Genomic DNA, 20549 nt, shown 5'->3' with positions numbered 1-20549 from the left:
AATTACGCGAAGTGATCGTACCCTTTCCAGTCAAGCGTAACCGGGGCACCGTCGCGGACAAACAGCAGCCCTTCACTTTCCGGCATCACCTGCCCGATGCAGGTAAATTTCGCCCCCAGATGCGCTAACGCCACATCCAGCGTCCCGCGATTCAGCTCGGGAACGGTAAAGCACAGCTCATAATCTTCCCCACCGGATAGTGCCCAGCGCAGCGCCTGTTCAGGATCGGCATGGCGACGCAACGGCTCTGACAGTGGGAACAGATCCAGATCGATCCGTGCGCCCACGCCACTGGCCTTCAGGATATGGCCGAGATCGGAGATCAGCCCGTCAGAGAGATCGATAGCAGAACTGGCCCGCTCGCGCAGCGCCTGACCGTGCAAAATACGCGGTGTGGGCCGCAGGTGGCGCTTCACCAGGTACGCCGCATCGTCAGCATCTTCAACTGCTAAACGGTTCTGAAGGATCGCCAGCCCGGCCGCGCTATCCCCCGGCGTACCGGTCACGTAGATCCAGTCGCCCGGTTTTGCGCCCGAACGCTTCAGCGCGCGCCCCGCTGGCACATAGCCGTGGATTGCCAGGGTCATCGACAGCGGCCCGGCGGTGGTATCACCGCCAATCAGCTGCATATCGTAATAATTCAGCTGTTCAAACAGGGCATCGCTGAAGGCTTCAAGCCAGGCTTCATCCACCTCCGGCAGGGTCAGCGCCAGCGTCAGCCAAGCCGGGTCGGCGCCCATTGCCGCCAGATCGCTAACGTTTACCGCCAGCGCCTTATACGCCAGGTCGGCAGGATCGATATCGGGCAGGAAGTGACGCCCACATACTAAGGTGTCGGTGCTGATTGCCAGCGTCTGTTTTTCGGGAATATTGAGAAGTGCGCAGTCATCGCCAATGCCGGTTTCAACATCAAGACGAGAGGTTCTGACACGGTCGAAATAACGGGCAATCAGGGAGAATTCGCCGCATGCCATACGTTATGCCTCAGCAAATAAAAGAAAAAACCGGAGCCGCACTGCCAAAAAGGCAATGCAAGACTCCGGTTTGCGGATCACTTTTTGTGGGGACGGATCGCAGGTGCGGCTTTATCCAGCACGCCGTTTACAAACTTGTGGCTGTCTTCAGCGCCGAAGGTTTTTGCCAGTTCGATCGCTTCGTTGATGGCTACTTTGTACGGCACATCATCACGTTTAGACAGCTCAAACAGCGCGATACGCAACACTGCTTTTTCGACCTGGCCCAGCTCTTCGAGCAGACGGGACAGGTATGGCTTCATCAGACCATCGAGATACGCGCTATTAGTCGCCACTCCCGACAGCAGTTCACGGAAGTACAGAACGTCAACGTCTTTCACGTCCTGTTCTGACAGGAACTGGTATTCAACATCAGCGATGTCGTTCTGGGACAACTGCCAGGAGTAAAGTGCCTGGACGGCACATTCACGGGCGCGGCGACGAGCAGCAGGTTTCACGGAATTCCCCTTACAAAAAAAATCAGGCCTTGATGGCTTTCAATACATTGATCATTTCAAGCGCGGTCAGTGCAGCTTCTGCACCTTTGTTACCGGCTTTGGTGCCAGCACGTTCGATGGCTTGTTCAATACTTTCGGTAGTCAGTACGCCGAACGCGACAGGAATTTCAGCATCCTGTGCAACGTGCGCCAGACCATTGCTTGCACCGCCCGCAACGTATTCGAAGTGCGCAGTGCCGCCACGAATAACGGTACCCAGTGCAATCACCGCGTCGTATTTACCAGTTTTCGCCAGCGCGCCCGCTGCCAGTGGCAGTTCGTAAGCACCTGGTACCCAAACGACGGTAATGTTGTCATCTTTAACCTGGCCGATACGTTTCAGGGCGTCAACCGCACCTTCCAGCAGGCTGTCGTTGATGAAGTTGTTGAAACGCGCAATGGTGATGGCGACGCGAGCGTCCGGGGTAGCTACAGCAGCTTCAATAATGTTCATACTCTTCCTTTACGGGTTCATTTGGCCCCGCAGGGGGGCGGATTTTATCATAATACTTTGCGCACTGCTTCCCTATTTCAGGAGCAATTACGCTGTCGTTAAATGGAGGCAGACATCCGGGCCTACCGGACGAATCTCGCTGAATGAGAGTTGCGGCGCATCGGCCAGTTTTTCAAGGCCGGGCAGCACAAACAGGCCGCGCGCGTCGTTACCTAACAGTTTAGGCGCAACGTAGACCAGAAGCTCATCCACCAGCCCTGCCTGGAGCAGCGCGCCGGCGAGCGTCGGACCGGCTTCAACCCAGATGCTGTTGACCTGCTGTTTACCCAGCAGCATCATCAGCACCACCAGATCGAGATGCCCATTGTGCTCCGGTACCATAATGCTGCGCACGCCTTGCGGCCATTCGCGCGTATCTTCTTTGGTGCGGGCAATCCAGGTTTCCCCCGGTTGCTGCACGATACGGTGTTCCGGCGTCACGCGGTTCTGGCTATCAATAATAATGCGCAGCGGCTGACGCAGGTTCTCCTGCGGATAGAGTGCCTGGGTATCGGCATTCAGCTCATCCCAGCGCACGGTCAGGACCGGATCGTCAGCCAGCACCGTTTCACTGCTGGTGAGAATAGCATGGCTTTGTGCGCGCAGACGTTGCACATCGCGCCTTGCCTGTGGCGAGGTGATCCACTGGCTCTCGCCGTTCGCCATCGCCGTGCGGCCATCCAGTGACGCGCCAAGCTTAAGCTGGATAAACGGGAAACCGGTGCGCATACGCTTCAGGAAGCCTTTGTTGATGGCTTCGGCATCCTGCATCATCAGGCCGTGACTGACGTCGATCCCTTCCTGTTGCAGACGATACAGCCCGCGGCCCGCCACCTGCGGGTTAGGATCCTGCATGGCGGCGACAACGCGCGAGACTCCCGCCGCAATCAGTGCTTCGCAGCACGGAGGCGTGCGCCCGTGATGACTGCATGGCTCCAGCGTCACGTAAGCCGTCGCGCCACGCGCCCTCTCCCCCGCCATGCGCAGGGCATGCACTTCAGCGTGCGGCTCGCCTGCGCGGTAGTGAAAACCTTCACCCACGATCTCGCCATCTTTAACAATGACGCACCCGACATTAGGGTTAGGGTGAGTGGTAAACCGACCGCGCTGCGCCAGCTTCATGGCTCTCGCCATGTACATCTCGTCCTGCATAGGCTTAATCCTGTAAGCGGGCGATCTCTTCGCCAAACTCTTTAATGTCTTCGAAGCTGCGGTAAACGGAGGCGAAGCGAATATAGGCGACTTTATCGAGCTTTTTCAGCTGTTCCATCACCAGGTTACCGATCATTTTGCTCGGCACTTCGCGCTCACCTAGCCCCCGCAGATAAGATTTAATATGATTTAACGCCATTTCGACGTCATCGGAGCTGACGGGCCGTTTTTCCAGCGCCTTGAGCATCCCGCTACGCAGTTTTTCTTCATTGAACGGTTCGCGCACATCGTTACTTTTTACCACGCGCGGCATTACCAGCTCTGCCACCTCGAAGGTGGTAAAACGCTCGTTGCACACCAGACACTGCCGACGACGACGCACGGAAGACCCTTCGCCTACAAGACGTGAGTCGATGACTTTGGTATCCACAGCGGAGCAAAATGGGCAATGCATACGATGTCCCTGTTATCTGGTTAACTGATTTCTATTTTACCCTGAACTGGCCCGACAACAAAGGAAGAGCTTTTTGAGACAAAGGATCTATGCCTGACGCCACTATCCTGTCTACCATTGCAGCAATGTGTGATTTCAAGGAATTAAACGCAATGACAAGACGTTACCTGAAAATAGTGCTGGTTGGGAGCCTGTTCACGCTCAGCGCCTGCGCACAGCAAAGTGAAGTTCGCGAGATGAAACAAAGCGTGAATACGCTCAATGTGGCGATGGACAAACTTAATAAAGAAACCGTGAAGATCACCCAGCAGAACGCGCTGAATGCCAAATCCAGCAATGGCGTTTATTTATTGCCGGGCGCAAACACGCCCGCGCGTCTGAACAGCCAGATTGGCACGCTAAAGATGTCTCTGGTGAATGTTGCAGCGAATGCCGATGGTACGCGCGCAACATTACGCATTCAGGGTGAATCCAACGATCCGCTTCCCGCCTTCAGCGGCACCGTAGAGTGGGGCCAGATTCAGGGCACCACGGAGAGCTATCAGGAGGTGAATGTGAAGAATCAGCTCTTCACCGCCCCCGCCAGCACGCTGGCACCGAGCGATGTTGATATCCCGCTCCAGCTGAGCGGACTGACGCCAGAACAGTTGGGCTTTATCCGCATTCACGACATTCAACCTGCCGCGCAATAACCCGCCCTTTTAGCGGAGTGAAATGTCACTCCGCTAACATTTACATTTCGTATGGATTGGCAACATAAATGATTGCCGCTACAATCCCGGCCGTTTAAAGTACGCAAACGTGAACGCAATCGATTACGTATGTGAGAGATATGTGAAACAACACATATTTTTGTGAGCAAGGATTCCTATAATAGGCTCCGCAGAAACACGAAATATTTAGAAACGCAATTCGCGCATTTTTCACTCCCGGAAGGGAATTTCAATCAGTGGCATGATTATGAAAAAAACATTACTCGCAGCTGGCGCCGTGCTGGCACTGTCCTCCTCTTTCACTGTTAACGCAGCGGAAAACGACAAACCACAATATCTCTCCGACTGGTGGCACCAGAGCGTTAACGTGGTAGGCAGCTACCACACCCGTTTCGGGCCGCAGATCCGCAACGATACCTACCTGGAATACGAAGCGTTTGCCAAGAAAGACTGGTTTGATTTCTACGGCTACGTCGATCTGCCGGTATTCTTCGGCGGTAACTCCGATGCGAAAGGTATCTGGAACAATGGCTCCCCGCTGTTCATGGAAATCGAACCGCGTTTCTCTATCGACAAACTGACCGGCACCAGCCTGGCGTTTGGTCCGTTCAAAGAGTGGTACTTCGCGAACAACTACATCTATGACATGGGTCGCAACGATTCTCAGGAACAGAGCACCTGGTATATGGGTCTGGGTACTGACATCGAAACCGGCCTGCCAATGAACCTGTCACTGAACGTGTATGCGAAATACCAGTGGCAGAACTATGGCGCATCAAATGAGAACGAGTGGGATGGCTACCGTTTCAAAGTGAAATACTTTGTGCCAATCACTCAGCTGTGGGGCGGTAACCTGAGCTATATCGGCTTCACCAACTTTGACTGGGGTTCAGACCTGGGCGACGATAACTTCTATGACAACAACGGGAAGCATGCTCGTACCAGTAACTCCATCGCCTCCAGCCACATTCTGGCGCTGAACTATGATCACTGGCACTACTCTGTTGTTGCGCGTTACTGGCACAACGGTGGCCAGTGGAACGACGACGCCAGCCTGAACTTCGGCAACGGCGACTTCAGCGTTCGCTCTACCGGTTGGGGTGGTTACCTGGTCGTGGGTTACAACTTCTAACCTGTGCGGACTTCGCCCGGTGGCGCTGCGCTTGCCGGGCCTACGATCCGAATGTAGGCCGGGTAAGGCGTAGCCGCCACCCGGCTTTTTACTGCTTCACCTTCCGCAAAAAATCTGCCAGAGCTCTGTCCGCACTTTCGCTAAAGCGTCTCTCCGTCTGCACAATATTGAGGCACCTGTCGAGCCGGAAGCTGCGGTATGCATACTGTCAGGAGTAGACAAAAAAAATCCCGGCCAGCAGGCCGGGATTTCGATACCGCATAAGACTCTTACGGCAGAATGGACGGCTGATCCGCCCCTTCTTTCTCGACTTTCTGCTGGATCAGATGCTCGCGCTTCATGCCCAGCTTCAGCGCCAGCGCGGACGCGACGTAGATAGACGAGGCCGTACCGATAGACACACCGATCAGCATGGTCAGCGAGAAGCCTTCCAGCACCGGGCCACCGAACAGGAACAGCATCAGGATCACCATCAGGGTGGTGCCGGAGGTGATCAACGTACGGTGCAGCGTCTGGGTCAACGACACGTTAAAGATTTCGTACGGCGTGCCGCGACGGATCTTACGGAAGTTTTCACGAATACGGTCAGATACCACGATACTGTCGTTCAGTGAGTAACCGATAACGGACATCAGGGATGCCACAATCGTCAGGTCAATCTCAATGTGGAAGAGAGACAGTATGCCCATGGTGATCACCACGTCGTGCGCCAGAGCGATAACCACGCCTGCCGCCAGTCGCCACTCAAAGCGGAAACCGACGTAAATCAGAATCGAGATCAGCGCCACCAGCAGCGCCATCGCACCGGTCTGCGCCAGGTCAGCACCAACGCTCGGGCCGACAAACTCAATACGCTTAACCGTTGCATCCTGGCTGGTCGTTTCGTTAATAACCTGAACGACCTTGCTGCCCAGCTCCTGGCTGCCGTTGGCATCGTGTACCGGCGGCATACGCACCATGATGTCGCGGCTGCTGCCGAAGTTCTGTAGCAGCGGCTCTTCAAAGCCCGCTTTTTGCAGAGACTCACGCATCTGGTCCATATCGACCGGTTTTTCCAGGGTAATTTCGATCACCGTACCACCGGTGAAATCCAGACCCCAGTTAAAGCCTTTCACGCCCATAATGACGATGGACAAGATCAGCAGAAAACCTGAAATGCCGAAGGCCCAGTAGTCCCAGCGCATAAAGTCCCAGACTTTACGGCCGTGGTTCAATTGTTCAACAGTATATTCCTGTGCCACAACGCACTCCTCAGATAGACAGCTTTTTGACGCGCTTGCCGCCGTACAGCAGGTTCACGATGGCACGGGTGCCGACAATAGCGGTAAACATCGACGTTGCGACACCGATACCGGTAGTAATCGCAAAGCCTTTGATCGCGCCAGTACCCACTGCATACAGGATAAGAACCTTAATCAGTGTTGTTACGTTCGCATCGAAGATGGAGCTGAACGCCCCTTTGTAGCCTTCTTCAATCGCCTGCTGTACAGAACGACCGTTGCTCAGCTCTTCTTTAATACGTTCGTTTATCAGTACGTTGGCGTCGACCGCCACCGCAAGGGTTAGAACGATACCCGCGATACCCGGCATGGTTAGCGTCGCCCCCGGCAGCAGGGACATGATACCGATGATCAGCACCAGGTTGGCAATCAGCGCGGAGGTCGCAATCAGGCCGAACTTCTTATAGAAGAAGATCATGAAGATGATGGACACCGCCAGACCGGCCAGACACGCTTCCAGACCCTGCTTGATGTTCTGCATACCCAGGGTTGGACCGATGGTACGCTCTTCAACAATCTGAATTGGCGCAATCAGCGCACCGGCACGCAGCAGCAGAGAGAGCTGACGCGCTTCGTTCGGGTTGCTGATACCGGTAATACGGAAGCTGTTACCCAGACGAGACTGGATGTTGGCGATGTTAATCACCTCTTCCTCTTTCACCAGCACAGCACGGCCATTGGCATCTTTCTTACCGCTGTCTTTGTACTCCACGAACAGGGTCGCCATCGGCTTGCCGATGTTGTCCTTGGTGAAGTTAGACATGATGTTGCCACCTGCGCTGTCCAGCGAGATGTTAACCTGCGGCTGGTTGTACTCATCCTGGCTTGAAGTGGAGTCGGTGATATGGTCACCGGTCAGGATCACGCGTTTGTACAGCACAACCGGCTGGCCTTCGCGGGTCTGTTTCACTTCGGAATCGCCCGGCACACGGCCTGAAGCCGCAGCAGCCTGGTCAACGTTGGCGTTAACCAGACGGAACTCCAGAGTCGCCGTCGCGCCCAGAATCTCTTTCGCACGGGCGGTATCCTGGATACCTGGCAGTTCGACCACGATACGGTCAGCACCCTGACGCTGTACCAGTGGCTCAGCCACGCCCAGCTGGTTTACACGGTTACGCAGAATGTTAATGTTCTGCTGAACGGCGTACTCACGTGCTTCACTCAGACGCGCGTCGGTCATTACCGCACGCAGCTGGTTGCTGCCCTGAGAGGTGATCACCAGATCGCGGTGACGTTGAGACAGATAGGTCACAGCCTGATCGCGTGCCGCGCTGTCGCGGAACGTGATGCTCATGCCGTAGTTATCTTCTTTACGAACGGTGGTGTACGGAATGCCTTTATCGCGCAGATCGCTGCGCAGGCTGTCGATATTCTGTTCCTGTAGCTTGCCGAGCGCGGTATCCATATCCACTTCCATCAGGAAGTGAACGCCGCCACGCAGGTCAAGACCCAGTTTCATTGGCTCTGCGTTCAGCGCAGCCAGCCAGCGTGGGGTTGCAGGAGCAAGGTTAAGCGCCACGACATATTTATCACCCAGCACGCCCATCAGCGCTTCACGTGCGCGGAGCTGCGTGTCGGTGGTGTCGAAGCGAGCAAGAATTGCGCCCTCTTCCAGTGCCACAGACTTAGCGGTAATTTTTTCTTCTTGTAACGTTTTCTGGACCTGGATCAGCGTTTGCTCACTGGCGGCGACACCGCGCGCGCCAGTGATTTGAACGGCCGGATCCTCACCATACAGGTTGGGAAGCGCGTACAGCAGGCCGACGATAATCACGACGACCAGCATGATGTACTTCCACAAAGGATAACGGTTTAACACGGCAGTTCCCTTTGGGAAAAGTTGGGATTACAGCGCCTTCATGGTGCCTTTCGGCAGAACGGCAGCTACGAAGTCACGTTTGATAACCACTTCAGTGGTGTCGTTCAGGGCGATAGCAATGTAGCCGTTTTCCGCTACTTTGGTTACGCGACCCACCAGGCCACCATTGGTCAGGACTTCATCGCCCTTCGCGATGGAGTTCATCAGGTTTTTGTGCTCTTTAGTACGCTTCTGCTGTGGACGCAGGATCATGAAGTAGAAGATCAGACCGAACACAACCAGCATCAGAATCAGAGACATCGGGCTGCCCTGCGCTGGTGCACCCGTTGCTGCTACCGCATCAGAAATAAAAAAGCTCATTCAAATTCCCTCATTATTAAAATTAATCAACGTTCAACGGTGGAACATCCCGCCCCTGACGTTGGTAGAAATCGGTCACGAAGCTCTCTAATTTACCCTCTTCGATAGCCTTACGTAAACCAGCCATTAAGCGCTGATAATAACGAAGATTATGAATGGTATTGAGACGCGCCCCCAAAATCTCGTTGCAACGATCGAGATGATGCAGATACGCGCGAGAATAATTGCGACAGGTATAGCAATCGCACTCGGAATCGAGCGGGCTGGTGTCACTCTTATGCTTCGCGTTACGGATTTTCACCACGCCATCGGTAACGAACAGATGACCGTTACGTGCGTTTCGGGTTGGCATAACGCAGTCGAACATATCAATGCCGCGACGTACGCCTTCCACCAGATCTTCTGGTTTACCCACACCCATCAGGTATCGTGGTTTATCCGCCGGGATTTGCGGGCAGACATGCTCCAGAATACGGTGCATATCTTCCTTCGGCTCACCCACAGCCAAACCGCCGACAGCGTAGCCATCAAAGCCTATCTCTACCAGACCTTTAACCGAGATATCGCGTAAATCTTCGTAAACGCTGCCCTGGATAATGCCGAACAGCGCATTTTTGTTTTGCAGGGAGTCAAAACGGTCGCGGCTACGCTTCGCCCAACGCAGGGACATCTCCATGGAACGTTTGGCATAGTCCCAGTCCGCCGGGTATGGCGTACATTCGTCGAAGATCATCACGATATCGGAGCCGAGATCGTACTGAATCTCCATAGACTTTTCCGGATCGAGGAAGATTGGATCGCCGTTGATCGGGTTACGGAAGTGTACGCCCTGCTCGGTGATCTTACGGATATCGCCCAGGCTGAAGACCTGGAAACCGCCGGAGTCGGTGAGGATGGGGCCTTTCCACTGCATGAAGTCGTGCAGATCGCCGTGGAGCTTCATGATCTCCTGGCCTGGACGCAGCCACAGGTGGAAGGTGTTGCCGAGAATAATCTGTGCACCAGTGGCTTCAACTTCTTCCGGCGTCATTCCTTTTACGGTGCCGTACGTGCCCACAGGCATAAACGCGGGGGTTTCTACCACGCCGCGATCAAACACCAGGCGACCGCGACGCGCGCGGCCATCGGTGGTATCGAGTTCAAATTTCATTTTTTCTCCCACGTCAGAAAAACAGTCCAACGTTGTAACACGGTGCCGCGGACTTATTCCCCGACACGCTCATTCAAAGCCTGCGGATTGTACGTGATAAACATCGCGTCACCGTAGCTAAAAAAGCGATATTTTTGTTCTACCGCAGACTTGTAGGCGTTCATCGTATGCTGATACCCCGCAAACGCGGAGACCAGCATAATCAGCGTCGATTCAGGCAGATGGAAGTTGGTCACCAGCGCATCAATGACTTTGTACTGATAGCCCGGGTAGATAAAGATCTGCGTATCGCCAAAGAAGGGCTCAATCAGCTCTTTTTTCGCGGCCTGCGCAGCGCTCTCAAGGGAACGTACCGACGTTGTACCGACGGCCACGACGCGGCTACCGCGCGCTTTCGCCGCCAGCACCGCATCCACAACCTCCTGCGGCACTTCGGCATACTCAGAGTGCATGATGTGATCTTCGATGCTGTCCACGCGCACCGGCTGGAACGTCCCCGCGCCGACGTGCAGCGTCACGAAGGCCATCTCAATGCCCTTGGCGCGCAACTTTTCCAGCAGCGGTTCATCAAAGTGCAGGCCCGCCGTTGGCGCCGCCACTGCGCCAGGCTTCTGGCTGTAGACGGTCTGATACAGCTCGCGGTCGGCTTCTTCATCCGGGCGTTCAATGTACGGCGGCAGCGGCATGTGGCCGATGGCGTTGAGGATATCAAGCACCGTGCGCTCGTCGTTAAACTCCACCTCGAACAGCGCGTCGTGACGCGCGGTCATGGTCGCTTTGATGCACTCGTCATCACCCAGCAGCAGTTCAGCGCCCGGCTTCGGCGCTTTGGATGCGCGAATATGTGCCAGAATACGTTTATCATCGAGCATACGTTCGACCAGCACCTCAATCTTGCCGCCGCTGGCTTTACGGCCAAACAGACGCGCTGGGATCACGCGGGTATTGTTAAAGACCAGCAAATCGCCAGGGTTGAGCTTGTCGAGCAGATCGGTGAAAGTACCGTGCGTCAGCGCGCCCGTTGGCCCGTCCAGTGACAGCAAGCGACAGCTGCTACGCTCAGGCATGGGGTAGTGAGCAATCAGGGATTCAGGTAGTTCAAAGGAGAAATCGGCGACGCGCATGACGTATACTCGTGACTTAAAAACAGGCGGCATAGTCTAGTGCTCACACCCTTTTGCTGCAACAACTAGCCGCCACCGGACGAATAAAACGCATGAATTTTCTCGCTCACCTGCATCTCGCTCACCTCGCGGACAGCTCCCTCTCCGGCAATTTGCTGGCCGATTTCGTACGCGGCAACCCCGCGGAAGATTATTCCCCCGAGGTTATCGACGGGATTTTTATGCACCGCCGCATCGACGTGCTGACCGATAACCTGCCGGAAGTGACGGAAGCCAAAGCCTGGTTCCGCCCCGAAACGCGACGCGTGGCGCCGATCACGCTCGACGTCATGTGGGATCATTTCCTGTCGCGCCACTGGTCCCTGCTGTCGCCTGATATGTCGCTGCCTGAGTTTGTGCGCTACGCCCACGCGCAGGTGTCGATCATTTTGCCGGACTCCCCACCGCGCTTTGTGAATCTGAATAACTATCTGTGGTCTGAACGCTGGCTGGAGCGTTACCGCGAGATGGATTTCATTCAGAACGTGCTCAACGGCATGGCCAGCCGTCGACCGCGTCTGGACGCGCTGCGCGACTCCTGGCACGACCTGGACGAACATTATGACGCGCTGGAGACGCGCTTCTGGCAGTTCTACCCGCGCATGATGGCGCAGGCGAAAAATAAAGAACTGTGATGCCGGTTCGATTGATAGGTAAAAGCTGGTGGAACGATTGTTACCACCTCTTTGTCTTATTGCCGCGCTGCCTCTATACTGGCCCGCGTTGCGTTCCAAATAACCTTAGTATCTACAGGAGAATCATATGGTTCTGGTAACTCGTCCGGCTCCGGATTTTACAGCTGCCGCCGTTCTGGGCAACGGTGAAATCGTTGAAAACTTCAACTTCAAACAGCACACCAACGGTAAAGCGACCGTTCTGTTCTTCTGGCCAATGGACTTCACTTTCGTTTGCCCGTCTGAGCTGATCGCGTTCGACAAACGTTACGAAGAATTCCAGAAGCGTGGCGTGGAAGTGGTTGGCGTCTCCTTCGACTCTGAATTTGTACACAACGCATGGCGTAACACCCCTGTCGAAAACGGCGGCATCGGTGCGGTGAAATACGCGATGGTTGCGGACATCAAACGTGAAATCCAGCAGGCTTACGGTATCGAACATCCGGACGCTGGCGTTGCGCTGCGTGGTTCTTTCCTGATCGACGCGAACGGCATCGTTCGTCACCAGGTTGTGAACGATCTGCCGCTGGGTCGTAACATTGACGAAATGCTGCGCATGGTTGACGCGCTCCAGTTCCACGAAGAGCACGGTGAAGTGTGCCCGGCTCAGTGGGAAAAAGGTAAAGAAGGTATGGCGGCTTCCCCAGACGGCGTAGCTAAATACCTGTCTGAGAACGTATCCAGCCTGTAATCGGCACGGTTTACGAAAAAACCCGCGACTACGCGGGTTTTTTTATGGCTTATGCTGCGCCGTCTTTTTTTACCTCGCGCCAGATGCGCCATGCCATACCCGCAAGCACCATCACCCCGACGATCAGTACGCCCCAGACCATCAGCGTTTTCATTCTGCTTTCCTGCTCAGCCGCAGACGTCGCGGTTAAACGCGCCTCGCCGCCCAGCGGGACAGGTTCCAGCGTATCCGCCATCGGCAGGGCTGCCAGAGCGTAGGTTTTACGCAGTTCGGTCGGGATCAGCATATCCGTCTCCACGCTTGCCGGTTTCGCAGCCCCGTTCCCCCACGCAAGCAGATACGGCCCCTTCCCCTGCGCGTTGAACACCAGATCATAGCGCACGCGTTGCCCGATCACGCCCGGCAGGTTCTCTGGCAAACGCGCATTGAAGGTCTTGATTTTTACCGCCTCAACCAGCCCGCCCGGGAGCGGAACAGGTTCAGACGTTTTGCCGCCGAGCTGGTAGATCACCTCTTTTTTCAGCGTATGCCACCGATCCTTGTCCGCCCCCCGCCAGGCTATTTCTGCCGGGAGAACGCCGTCGCCATTCAGCATGAAGGCGATCGCACTCAGAGGCTGCGGATGTTTCCAGCGCCACACGGCTTCGCTATCGGATAGCCGCTCCCCCTCTCCCGCCAAGCTAATGTGCTCTGATTCCGGCTGCGCAGGAGCGTTAATCGCGTTGACGCCGGTTAACGTCAGGGCTGAACGCCCCGTGTTCAGCACCAGCAGCAGATAGCGATTCGCCTCAGGAGATAACACCAGATCGGTATCGATGCGGTCGAGCTTCAGGCGATCCTGTCCACTCATCACGTCCAGCAGGGGCATCTCTTCGCGCAGGGTATACCAGTTTTTCAGATCCTCGCTGTAATAGACCGATGCCGTCCCCTGCCACGAGCCCTGCGGCGTGTCCCAGAAAAGCTGGAGCTGAGAGAGCGGAACCTCCGTCGCGTTTTCCGGCAGGGTCAGCAGATAGTGCTGTCCGGCAGCCGCCGCGTGTTGCTCTTCCAGCACAATCTCCACGCCGTTTCTGGCACGTAACATAATTTTATCACCGCTACCCTCTTCCCCACCCGGCGAGGCGTTAAGCGCAAAGAGGCGCAGCGCCGTGGTGGTCGGTGCCGGCTGCGGACGCGTCGTGGTAACCAGGCTGAACGGTACCGGCTCGCCCGACTGATTAAACACGCGCACGTCGCGCAGATCGGGCGATGTGCTCTGCTGATAAACCGCCAGCGGCAGCATGACCCGATACCACGGCGAAGAGGCAGAGGTATCAAGGGACAGGCCATAGGCATAATCCCGCGGGGATTCCACCGGCGCGCCCTCGCTGAATACCGGACCGGCCACGGCCAGCAGTGCCGCACAAACAACCGCATTCATCCATTTCATTTTTCTTCTCCTGCTTTAGGCGGTAGCGGCGAGAAATAGCCCACAATCAGGACCAGGATCGCCACGCCAATAAACGCGACAGCACGCGCCAGGCCGCCACCGCCCGCGCTGTCCACCAGCATCAGTTTGAGCATGACCACTCCCAGCAGCACCGCACCGGCAAGCCACTGCTGACGGGAGGCCTGACGGGTGGCGCGGATCATGACCACCAGCGCGCAGAACATCCAGAACAGGGCAAAGGTGGTCTGGATAAGCCGCGAATGCCACAGCGACTCCATATTCCAGGCCACCTCGCCGTACCACGCCAGCGCGCGCAGCAGCGCGCCGTTTAGCCACCAGAAGCCAAGCGCCATCAGCACAACGGCGGGCCACGGTCGGGACTGAGCAAGCGATGCCGGATAGTGGCGATCCACTGCCCGATAAAACACCACCAGCCCCAGCAGCGCGAACGCCGCCCCTTCCTCAAGCGGGTTCACCAGCGGCAGCCAGGTCTGTCGATAGGCTACCCCGTCCTGGAAATTAGTTACGACCAGCAATACCACCAGCGCCACAACCACAGGGATCACGGCAAGGCAGGCGTAGAGCGCAGGCCATACCCGGAACGGCCACCCGCGACGCCGTACGGCCGCGGAGAGCGCCATAATCACCCCACCGCCGACAGCCATCGCAATGCCGCTTCCCCAGGCCGCCATGCCCCATGGCAGGGAGCGGGCAAACCAGTAAAGCTCGGCGGCCATGGCGAGTAAAATCATCCACAACAGCGACAGATGCAGCCCCATTGCGATGCGCGGAAGAAGTTTATCTTCGTCGCGCCGCAGCATCATCAGGGCGGCAGGCAGCGCAATAGCCCAGGCCAGATTTGCCCAGCCGGCTGCCAGGATCTGCTGTTGCCAGACCTGATAAAGCACCATCAGCAGCATCACCGGCCACAGCAGCCATTTGCTGGCATCCAGCTCCCGCCATGCCAGACGAGCGGCAGCCTGCCGCCATCCCCAGGCCGACACCGCCGTCAGCGCCAGCACGCCCGCCAGAACCGATAATTCTGTCTTGAGGATCAGTTGCGACGCACCAAGTTGCGCCACTAACCAGAACAGCAGCCCACCGACCAACAGCGCCCAACTGCCCGGCAGAGAGATTTTTCGCCACAGCCAGGCCGCAGCCACCCAGCAAAGACTGAGCACTGCGAAAATAAGCAGCAGGCTCAGGGAGGTGACGCCGTCCATCTGCGCCCATATCGCGCTGCCGAGCGCCAGCACCAGCAGCGCCGTCCCGCTATAGCTCATACGCCGCTGCTGCTGTTGCACGCCCAGCCAGAGGATACCCAGCCCCTCCAGCGCCCAGGCCATCGCCGTCCAGCGCGCCGAAAGCGCCAGCGGAATGGCAAGCGTGGCAAACCCGCCGCCAATCGCCAGCGCCGCCATAATCAGTGGTCGCCCAATGGAGGGGTAACGTCGCAGCGCGAGGAACGCCAGTGAGAGATAAAACGCACCATAACCCAGCGCGCTGAGCGCCGGGCCGTACGTCCAGTGCGACGTCATGCCGTACTGCATCCCAAAACCAATCAGCGGCGGGGCAAACAGCAGTACGCCGTCAATAATCTGTTTACCTTTTTCCTGCGCCCGCAGCGACAGCGCTACGCTAAACACGCCAAAAATAAGCGTATTGGCAATCAGGAACAGCTGACAGATAACATAGTTTTCAGGCTGGTAGTCGCTCAGCCCCCACACTCCGCCAACGCCAAACGTGAAGAGCAGCCCGAGCAGGTTGAGCTCGCGCCAGTGCTGCCAGATGCTGATGACGAGAATGCCGATGGAGAGCAGAAGATAGAAGGAGAACAGCGCCACAAAGCTACCGCCCCCGGTAGAGAGGAGCAGCGGCGCAAGATATCCGCCCAGGCTCGCCAGCATGGCAAGGCTCAGCGCCTTTTGCAGCACGGCCAGCCCGACGCTCGCCGCGCAAATCACCACCAGCAGCGCAAACGCCAGCGTCATCGGCAGCATCTGCCACAGCCGGAATGCGCCAAAGACGGTCAGGTAAAGCACGCCGGTCGCCCCGCCCTGGAGGATCAGCGCGTAGATCCGCTGCCTGTGCCGCAGCCGCCATCCAACGGCCAGCAGACCCATGGCAAACAGCGCCGTGGCGGCAAGACGCAGCTCAAGCGGAAACAGTGAATGTTCAACGGTATAGCGCAGCAGGAAAGAGAGGCCGAGGAAGAGCAGTACAATCCCCAGTTTTGCCAGCGGATTGCCCTGCATAAACCAGCGCGTCAGCGAGGACAGGATGCCGCCAAAGGCGGAAGGCCGTTTTGCCGCCGGGACAGGCGCAGGTTCTGCTTCAGTGACGGGCGGTTCGGGACGCCAGGGATCGACAGGTGCGTTAACGGCCTCTGGCACCGGCGCTGGTGTCTCCACTGGCGCGGCGGTCTGCACCGGCTCCGGCGCTTTCTCAGCTACACCGTGCTGCTCAAGCGCCTCAATGCGCTGGCGAAGCCGGGCGATCTCCTGCCGCGCCGCCGTGCTTCGATTAAAGCCTATCACCGCAAGCACGGGGGCCACGACCAGCGCAAAAACCAGGAACAAACAGCCAAGGATGTAAAGCTCGTCCATGTTTCCACCTTCACCGTAAAAGATCCGTTAAGATTGACACAAGTAGTTGCATTTGCGCCATCTAAAAGGTGAAAACCATGCTGCCTGCGCTTAGCTGCCGAACCAGACCGTAGCGGAGATCGCCGGCAGCGTGAGCACGTTCTCCTGTAACGTCGCTTTCCCCTCTTTGCTCTTCCACGTTTTACCGGCCAGCAGCGGTGAATCTTCCAGCACCACTTCACACGCCTCACCCCGGTTGATCGCCACCAGCACGCGCTGCTGGTTGTAGACGCGGACAAACACCACCACATTATCTTGGGCGTACATCACCTGACAGCCCCCGTAGCGCAGGGCCTGGCTCTGCTTGCGTAGTGTCGCCATACGCTGGTACAGGCTGAACAGATCCTGATCCTGCTTTTCAGGCTCCCATGGGAAGGTTTTGCGGCAGAACGGATCGTTGTTACCGTCCAGCCCCACTTCATCTCCGTAATAGATGCACGGCACGCCCGGCCAGGTGAAAAGCCAGGTCACCGCCAGCGGCAGACGCGCCACATCTTTACCCAGCAGCGATTTAAAGCGCGCGGTATCGTGGCTGTCGAGCTGGTTAAACATCCGAAGCTGCTGCTGATGAGACAGGCCAGCGCGATAGTTCTCCATCCACGCCATGCAGGTTTCAGCGTCAATATTCTGTGGATCGTAAGAGATATCGGTGTTAGCGAGGAAGCCCCACAGCGGGAAGGTGAAGCCGCGATAATTCATCGACGCGTCTTCTGCATCTGCCTGCAACCACTGACGCGCGTCGCCAAAGTGCTCCCCGAAGACGAATGCTTCCGACCGGGCCGCTTTTGCCGACCGGGTAATGGCGGCGACATGCTGAAGGTTATTCCGCGCCCCGCCTGCTTCACCCAGCATATGCACCACGTCCAGCCGCCAGCCGTCCATATTCCACGGCGCTTTCAGCCAGTGGCGCACGATGCTGTCTTCGCCGCCGTAGATTTCATTCACAAGCGTTGACGACTGGAAATCGAGCTTCGGCAGACTCGGGTAGCCCAGCCAGTCCAGGGCGCGGCCATTCTCGTCAAAACTGTACCAGTCACGCTGGGGGGAGTCCGGATTATGGCATGCGCCGCCCATCGACTGATTGTGACGGTCGAACCACGCATGAGAATCACCGCTGTGATTGAACACGCCATCAAGGATCAGGCGCATACCCTCTTTTTGCGTGTTGTGGCGCAGCCGCAGCAGCGCCTCGTCACCGCCAAACTGCTCGTCAACGTGGCGGTAGTCCTGCGTATCGTATTTGTGAACGCTTGGCGCTTTAAACACCGGGTTCAGGTACAGCGCCGTCACGCCGAGCTTTTTCAGGTATGGCAGTTTTTCGCTGATACCGTCGAGATCGCCGCCGTAAAAGGTCGATCCCCCCGCCTGGGCGGTCAGCGGCTCGTCCCATTTTTTCAGAATGATGTCGTGACCGACCGCATGATGGTAATAAACCTTGTCCTGATCGGCGGTGCGCTTTTCACTGCGCGCAAAGCGGTCCGGGAAAATCTGGTAAAAGACCTGATCGTTAACCCACTGCGGGCCGTTATCCGGGTGATCCACGGCAAACTGCTCCAGCCTGGCCGGAGGGAAACGGCTGAAGCCCTGCGGGGTAAACCACAGCTGGCGGTTGTTCCACAGCAGCTTGAAGCCGTAGCGGCGACGCGGCTGTCCGCTGCGCAAATCGATATTCGCCCGCCACGCCGTAATACCCGGCTGAGGCTGGCTGCGCACCTTGTGCATTTTCAGCGATGTCTCTTCGTTATCCACTTCGGCGCGCAGGGTCACACGTTCAGGCTGATTTTCCCCTGCCAGCCAGAGCGTAATCACAAGGTTGTCTTTGTTTTGCTTAACAAATGGGGCAACCGGAAGGTGCCAGGCGTTTAACATCACGAATCCCCTTTGATGAAATTGACGTCACCTTGCCACAGGGTGATTAAGGATAGCTCACCATGATGGGATTTATTGGGGGAGGAGGACGGGGGAGGAGGCATCAGTGCGGCCTGAAGCCCTCACCCTAACCCTCTCCCACGGGGCTGAGGGATCCCCAGTAATTTTTTTATGCAGAAGCAATAAAGTTGCTTTCTAAATGACTGAGGGCTGTCAGCGATGCCCTGGTCCGGCTGTAAATCGCTGAGGCGTTTGCCTTCCGGCCGGGGCGAGGCGCAGGGATGCGCCGAGAGGGCGGCTTTACAGGGACGTTGCCTCCGCCCGTACCCGATAAGCCGGAAGGAATAAGCCGAGGGCACCGCGAAGCGGCGATTTACCGCCGGGAGCCCGGGTCGCCAGGGTGGTGGCGACTGAGCCACCCTGGCACGTTCACCGGTCATGTCGTTACAGAGTAGCAAGGAACATAAAGTGAACGGAATGACCACCACCGCCGTATGTTCCCCTCACCCTAACCCTCTCCCCGGAGGGGCGAGGGGATTGCTCAGTGCTCGCATTAATTTGTGGGGAACCCTCTCCCACGGGGAGAGGGGAAAAGAATGTTACTGTGCTTCCGCCAGCTGACGATCGCGGCGACATTTAAACATCCAGCCCACCAGCAGCAGGACGATCCACGCGAAGCCCACGTACAGGGAAATACGGGTATCCGGGTGATAACCAATCAGGCCGATGATAAACACCAGGAAGATGAGGCCAACGACGGTCGTCGCAACACCGCCCGGCACTTTAAACTTCAGCGCTTTGGCCTCTTCTGGCGACAGGCGGCGACGGAACGCAATCTGCGACAGCAGGATCATGATCCACACCCACACCGTCGCAAAGGTCGCCAGCGACGCAATCACCAGGAAGACGTTCTCCGGCATAATGTAGTTCAGGTAGACCGAGAACAGCAGCGCCACGGTCATGACCAGCACCGTTACCCACGGGGTACCGCGACGCGACGTTTTGGCAAACACCTTCGGCGCACTGCCCTGCTCCGCCATGCCGTGCAGCATACGGCCCACGCCGAACACGTCACTGTTGATGGCCGACAGCGAGGCTGTCAGCACCACAAAGTTGAGAATGCTGGCGGCAAACGCAATGCCCATGTGCTGGAAAGTCAGGACAAACGGGCTGCCGTTGGTGCCCACCTGGTTCCACGGGTAGATGGACATAATCACAAACAGCGTGCCCACGTAGAACACCAGGATGCGCATCGGCACCGAGTTGATGGCGCGCGGAATAGACTTCTCCGGATCTTTCGCTTCCCCGGCGGTGATGCCGATAATCTCGATTCCGCCATAGGCGAACATGACCATCTGCAGCGACATGACCATCCCGAGCCAGCCGTTGCTAAAGAAGCCGCCGTTGCTCCACAGGTTGTGAATGCCGGTTGGCTGTCCACCGTTGCCGATACCCCAGATGATAATGCCGAAACCGGCGAGGATCATGATGATAATGGTCGCGACCTTGAAGAAGGAGAACCAGAACTCCAGCTCGCCAAACACCTTCACGCTCATCAGGTTAACGGCGCAGATAATCAGCACCACGCTCAGCACCCAGATCCAGTGCGGCACGGCGGGGAACCAGACACCCATATAGATACCAAACGCCGTCACATCGGCAATGGCAACAATCAGGATTTCGAAGCAGTAGGTCCAGCCGGTGATAAACCCGGCCAGCGGGCCTAAATTTTCCTGCGCGTAGCGGGAGAAGGAACTGGCAGAGGGGTTGTGAACCGACATTTCGCCAAGGGCGCGCATGATGATATACGCCGCCACGCCGCCGATGATGTAGGCCAGCAGAACGCTTGGACCGGCCATTTTGATGGCATCTGCCGAGCCATAAAAAAGACCGGTACCGATAGCCGAGCCCAGCGCCATAAAGCGGATGTGGCGGGTGCTCAATCCACGTTTAAGTTTGTTAGTGCTTTCCATTAAAATCTTGCCATTCAACACGAAAAAAACAAAAAACCACGG

General features: G+C 56.9%; 18 protein-coding genes and 1 pseudogene. 4 read left to right on the top strand and 15 right to left on the bottom strand.

From position 1 onward, the window contains the following. Positions 1–2: 2 nt before the first annotated feature. The 5 genes from thiL to nrdR form a co-directional block, all read right to left on the bottom strand. Positions 3–974, bottom strand: coding sequence for a thiamine-phosphate kinase (gene thiL, locus HWQ15_RS13355; protein ID WP_022647226.1), 972 nt, complete (start codon positions 972–974; stop codon positions 3–5). 77 nt (positions 975–1051) lie between these two features. Then, positions 1052–1471: a transcription antitermination factor NusB gene (gene nusB, locus HWQ15_RS13350; protein ID WP_006809908.1), complete on the bottom strand. Its 420-nt coding sequence runs from the start codon at positions 1469–1471 to the stop codon at positions 1052–1054. Positions 1472–1493: 22 nt separating this feature from the next. Continuing rightward, positions 1494–1964: a 6,7-dimethyl-8-ribityllumazine synthase gene (gene ribE / locus HWQ15_RS13345; protein ID WP_003859098.1), complete on the bottom strand. Its 471-nt coding sequence runs from the start codon at positions 1962–1964 to the stop codon at positions 1494–1496. An 87-nt stretch (positions 1965–2051) separates the two neighbouring features. Further along, entirely contained in the window at positions 2052–3155 is a 1104-nt protein-coding gene (gene ribD / locus HWQ15_RS13340) for a bifunctional diaminohydroxyphosphoribosylaminopyrimidine deaminase/5-amino-6-(5-phosphoribosylamino)uracil reductase RibD (protein WP_022647225.1), read from the bottom strand. Between the two features lie 4 nt (positions 3156–3159). Then, positions 3160–3609 carry a transcriptional regulator NrdR gene (gene nrdR / locus HWQ15_RS13335; protein WP_003859099.1) on the bottom strand — a complete coding sequence of 150 codons (450 nt, stop codon included), beginning with the start codon at positions 3607–3609 and terminating at the stop codon, positions 3160–3162. Positions 3610–3761: 152 nt separating this feature from the next. Between nrdR and HWQ15_RS13330 the strand changes: the two genes are divergently transcribed. Both HWQ15_RS13330 and HWQ15_RS13325 read left to right on the top strand, forming a co-directional pair. Further along, positions 3762–4301, top strand: a complete 540-nt coding sequence (locus HWQ15_RS13330; RefSeq protein ID WP_003859100.1) for a DUF3251 domain-containing protein — start codon at positions 3762–3764, stop codon at positions 4299–4301. 268 nt (positions 4302–4569) lie between these two features. Continuing rightward, positions 4570–5454 carry a nucleoside-specific channel-forming protein Tsx gene (locus HWQ15_RS13325; RefSeq protein WP_063216060.1) on the top strand — a complete coding sequence of 295 codons (885 nt, stop codon included), beginning with the start codon at positions 4570–4572 and terminating at the stop codon, positions 5452–5454. Between the two features lie 88 nt (positions 5455–5542). On the opposite strand, the pseudogene HWQ15_RS13320 reads toward HWQ15_RS13325, so the two are convergent. From HWQ15_RS13320 to queA, 6 genes and pseudogenes are all read right to left on the bottom strand, one after another. Then, positions 5543–5653: pseudogene (locus HWQ15_RS13320) on the bottom strand (DNA-binding transcriptional regulator); the annotation flags it as partial. 70 nt (positions 5654–5723) lie between these two features. Next, a complete protein-coding gene (gene secF, locus HWQ15_RS13315) occupies positions 5724–6695 on the bottom strand; it encodes a protein translocase subunit SecF (protein ID WP_003859105.1) in 972 nt (323 codons plus the stop codon). Between the two features lie 10 nt (positions 6696–6705). Next, a complete protein-coding gene (gene secD, locus HWQ15_RS13310) occupies positions 6706–8553 on the bottom strand; it encodes a protein translocase subunit SecD (RefSeq protein ID WP_032621613.1) in 1848 nt (615 codons plus the stop codon). Positions 8554–8580: 27 nt separating this feature from the next. Next, positions 8581–8913: a preprotein translocase subunit YajC gene (yajC, locus tag HWQ15_RS13305; RefSeq protein ID WP_003859109.1), complete on the bottom strand. Its 333-nt coding sequence runs from the start codon at positions 8911–8913 to the stop codon at positions 8581–8583. A 22-nt stretch (positions 8914–8935) separates the two neighbouring features. Continuing rightward, entirely contained in the window at positions 8936–10063 is a 1128-nt protein-coding gene (gene tgt / locus HWQ15_RS13300; protein ID WP_003859110.1) for a tRNA guanosine(34) transglycosylase Tgt, read from the bottom strand. Between the two features lie 53 nt (positions 10064–10116). Beyond that, positions 10117–11187, bottom strand: a complete 1071-nt coding sequence (gene queA / locus HWQ15_RS13295) for a tRNA preQ1(34) S-adenosylmethionine ribosyltransferase-isomerase QueA (protein ID WP_063149152.1) — start codon at positions 11185–11187, stop codon at positions 10117–10119. 92 nt (positions 11188–11279) lie between these two features. Here queA and acpH point away from each other — a divergent pair, with 92 nt between their 5' ends. Beyond that, positions 11280–11861 (top strand): ACP phosphodiesterase, encoded by a 582-nt coding sequence (gene acpH, locus HWQ15_RS13290; RefSeq protein ID WP_038415474.1) that lies wholly within the window; start codon positions 11280–11282, stop codon positions 11859–11861. A gap of 127 nt (positions 11862–11988) precedes the next feature. Further along, complete coding sequence (locus HWQ15_RS13285; RefSeq protein WP_003859113.1) at positions 11989–12591, top strand: peroxiredoxin C; 603 nt, start codon at positions 11989–11991, stop codon at positions 12589–12591. 49 nt (positions 12592–12640) lie between these two features. Here HWQ15_RS13285 and HWQ15_RS13280 read toward each other — a convergent pair whose 3' ends face one another. The 4 genes from HWQ15_RS13280 to proY form a co-directional block, all read right to left on the bottom strand. Next, entirely contained in the window at positions 12641–14020 is a 1380-nt protein-coding gene (locus HWQ15_RS13280) for a DUF3999 domain-containing protein (protein ID WP_063149151.1), read from the bottom strand. Next, complete coding sequence (locus tag HWQ15_RS13275) at positions 14017–16626, bottom strand: DUF2339 domain-containing protein (protein WP_063149150.1); 2610 nt, start codon at positions 16624–16626, stop codon at positions 14017–14019. The genes HWQ15_RS13280 and HWQ15_RS13275 overlap by 4 nt, the downstream gene beginning before the upstream one ends. Before the next feature lie 90 nt (positions 16627–16716). Then, entirely contained in the window at positions 16717–18534 is a 1818-nt protein-coding gene (gene malZ / locus HWQ15_RS13270; RefSeq protein ID WP_045622332.1) for a maltodextrin glucosidase, read from the bottom strand. A gap of 599 nt (positions 18535–19133) precedes the next feature. Continuing rightward, positions 19134–20507, bottom strand: coding sequence for a proline-specific permease ProY (gene proY / locus HWQ15_RS13265; protein WP_023299434.1), 1374 nt, complete (start codon positions 20505–20507; stop codon positions 19134–19136). Positions 20508–20549 lie beyond the last annotated feature (42 nt).

The sequence above is a fragment of the Enterobacter sp. DSM 30060 genome (assembly GCF_013375955.1).
Lineage (GTDB): Bacteria > Pseudomonadota > Gammaproteobacteria > Enterobacterales > Enterobacteriaceae > Enterobacter > Enterobacter intestinihominis.
Note: the sequence above shows the minus strand (reverse complement) of the source record. Positions and strands in the feature narration are given on the sequence as shown.

Bases quoted from the DNA above. Each gene is read 5' to 3' on its own strand.
- thiL (WP_022647226.1), bottom strand. From the start codon at position 974: ATGGCATGCGGCGAATTCTCCCTGATTGCCCGTTATTTCGACCGTGTC.
- ribE (WP_003859098.1), bottom strand. From the start codon at position 1,964: ATGAACATTATTGAAGCTGCTGTAGCTACCCCGGACGCTCGCGTCGCC.
- ribD (WP_022647225.1), bottom strand. From the start codon at position 3,155: ATGCAGGACGAGATGTACATGGCGAGAGCCATGAAGCTGGCGCAGCGC.
- nrdR (WP_003859099.1), bottom strand. From the start codon at position 3,609: ATGCATTGCCCATTTTGCTCCGCTGTGGATACCAAAGTCATCGACTCA.
- HWQ15_RS13330 (WP_003859100.1), top strand. From the start codon at position 3,762: ATGACAAGACGTTACCTGAAAATAGTGCTGGTTGGGAGCCTGTTCACG.
- HWQ15_RS13325 (WP_063216060.1), top strand. From the start codon at position 4,570: ATGAAAAAAACATTACTCGCAGCTGGCGCCGTGCTGGCACTGTCCTCC.
- yajC (WP_003859109.1), bottom strand. From the start codon at position 8,913: ATGAGCTTTTTTATTTCTGATGCGGTAGCAGCAACGGGTGCACCAGCG.
- tgt (WP_003859110.1), bottom strand. From the start codon at position 10,063: ATGAAATTTGAACTCGATACCACCGATGGCCGCGCGCGTCGCGGTCGC.
- queA (WP_063149152.1), bottom strand. From the start codon at position 11,187: ATGCGCGTCGCCGATTTCTCCTTTGAACTACCTGAATCCCTGATTGCT.
- acpH (WP_038415474.1), top strand. From the start codon at position 11,280: ATGAATTTTCTCGCTCACCTGCATCTCGCTCACCTCGCGGACAGCTCC.
- HWQ15_RS13285 (WP_003859113.1), top strand. From the start codon at position 11,989: ATGGTTCTGGTAACTCGTCCGGCTCCGGATTTTACAGCTGCCGCCGTT.
- HWQ15_RS13280 (WP_063149151.1), bottom strand. From the start codon at position 14,020: ATGAAATGGATGAATGCGGTTGTTTGTGCGGCACTGCTGGCCGTGGCC.
- HWQ15_RS13275 (WP_063149150.1), bottom strand. From the start codon at position 16,626: ATGGACGAGCTTTACATCCTTGGCTGTTTGTTCCTGGTTTTTGCGCTG.
- malZ (WP_045622332.1), bottom strand. From the start codon at position 18,534: ATGTTAAACGCCTGGCACCTTCCGGTTGCCCCATTTGTTAAGCAAAAC.
- proY (WP_023299434.1), bottom strand. From the start codon at position 20,507: ATGGAAAGCACTAACAAACTTAAACGTGGATTGAGCACCCGCCACATC.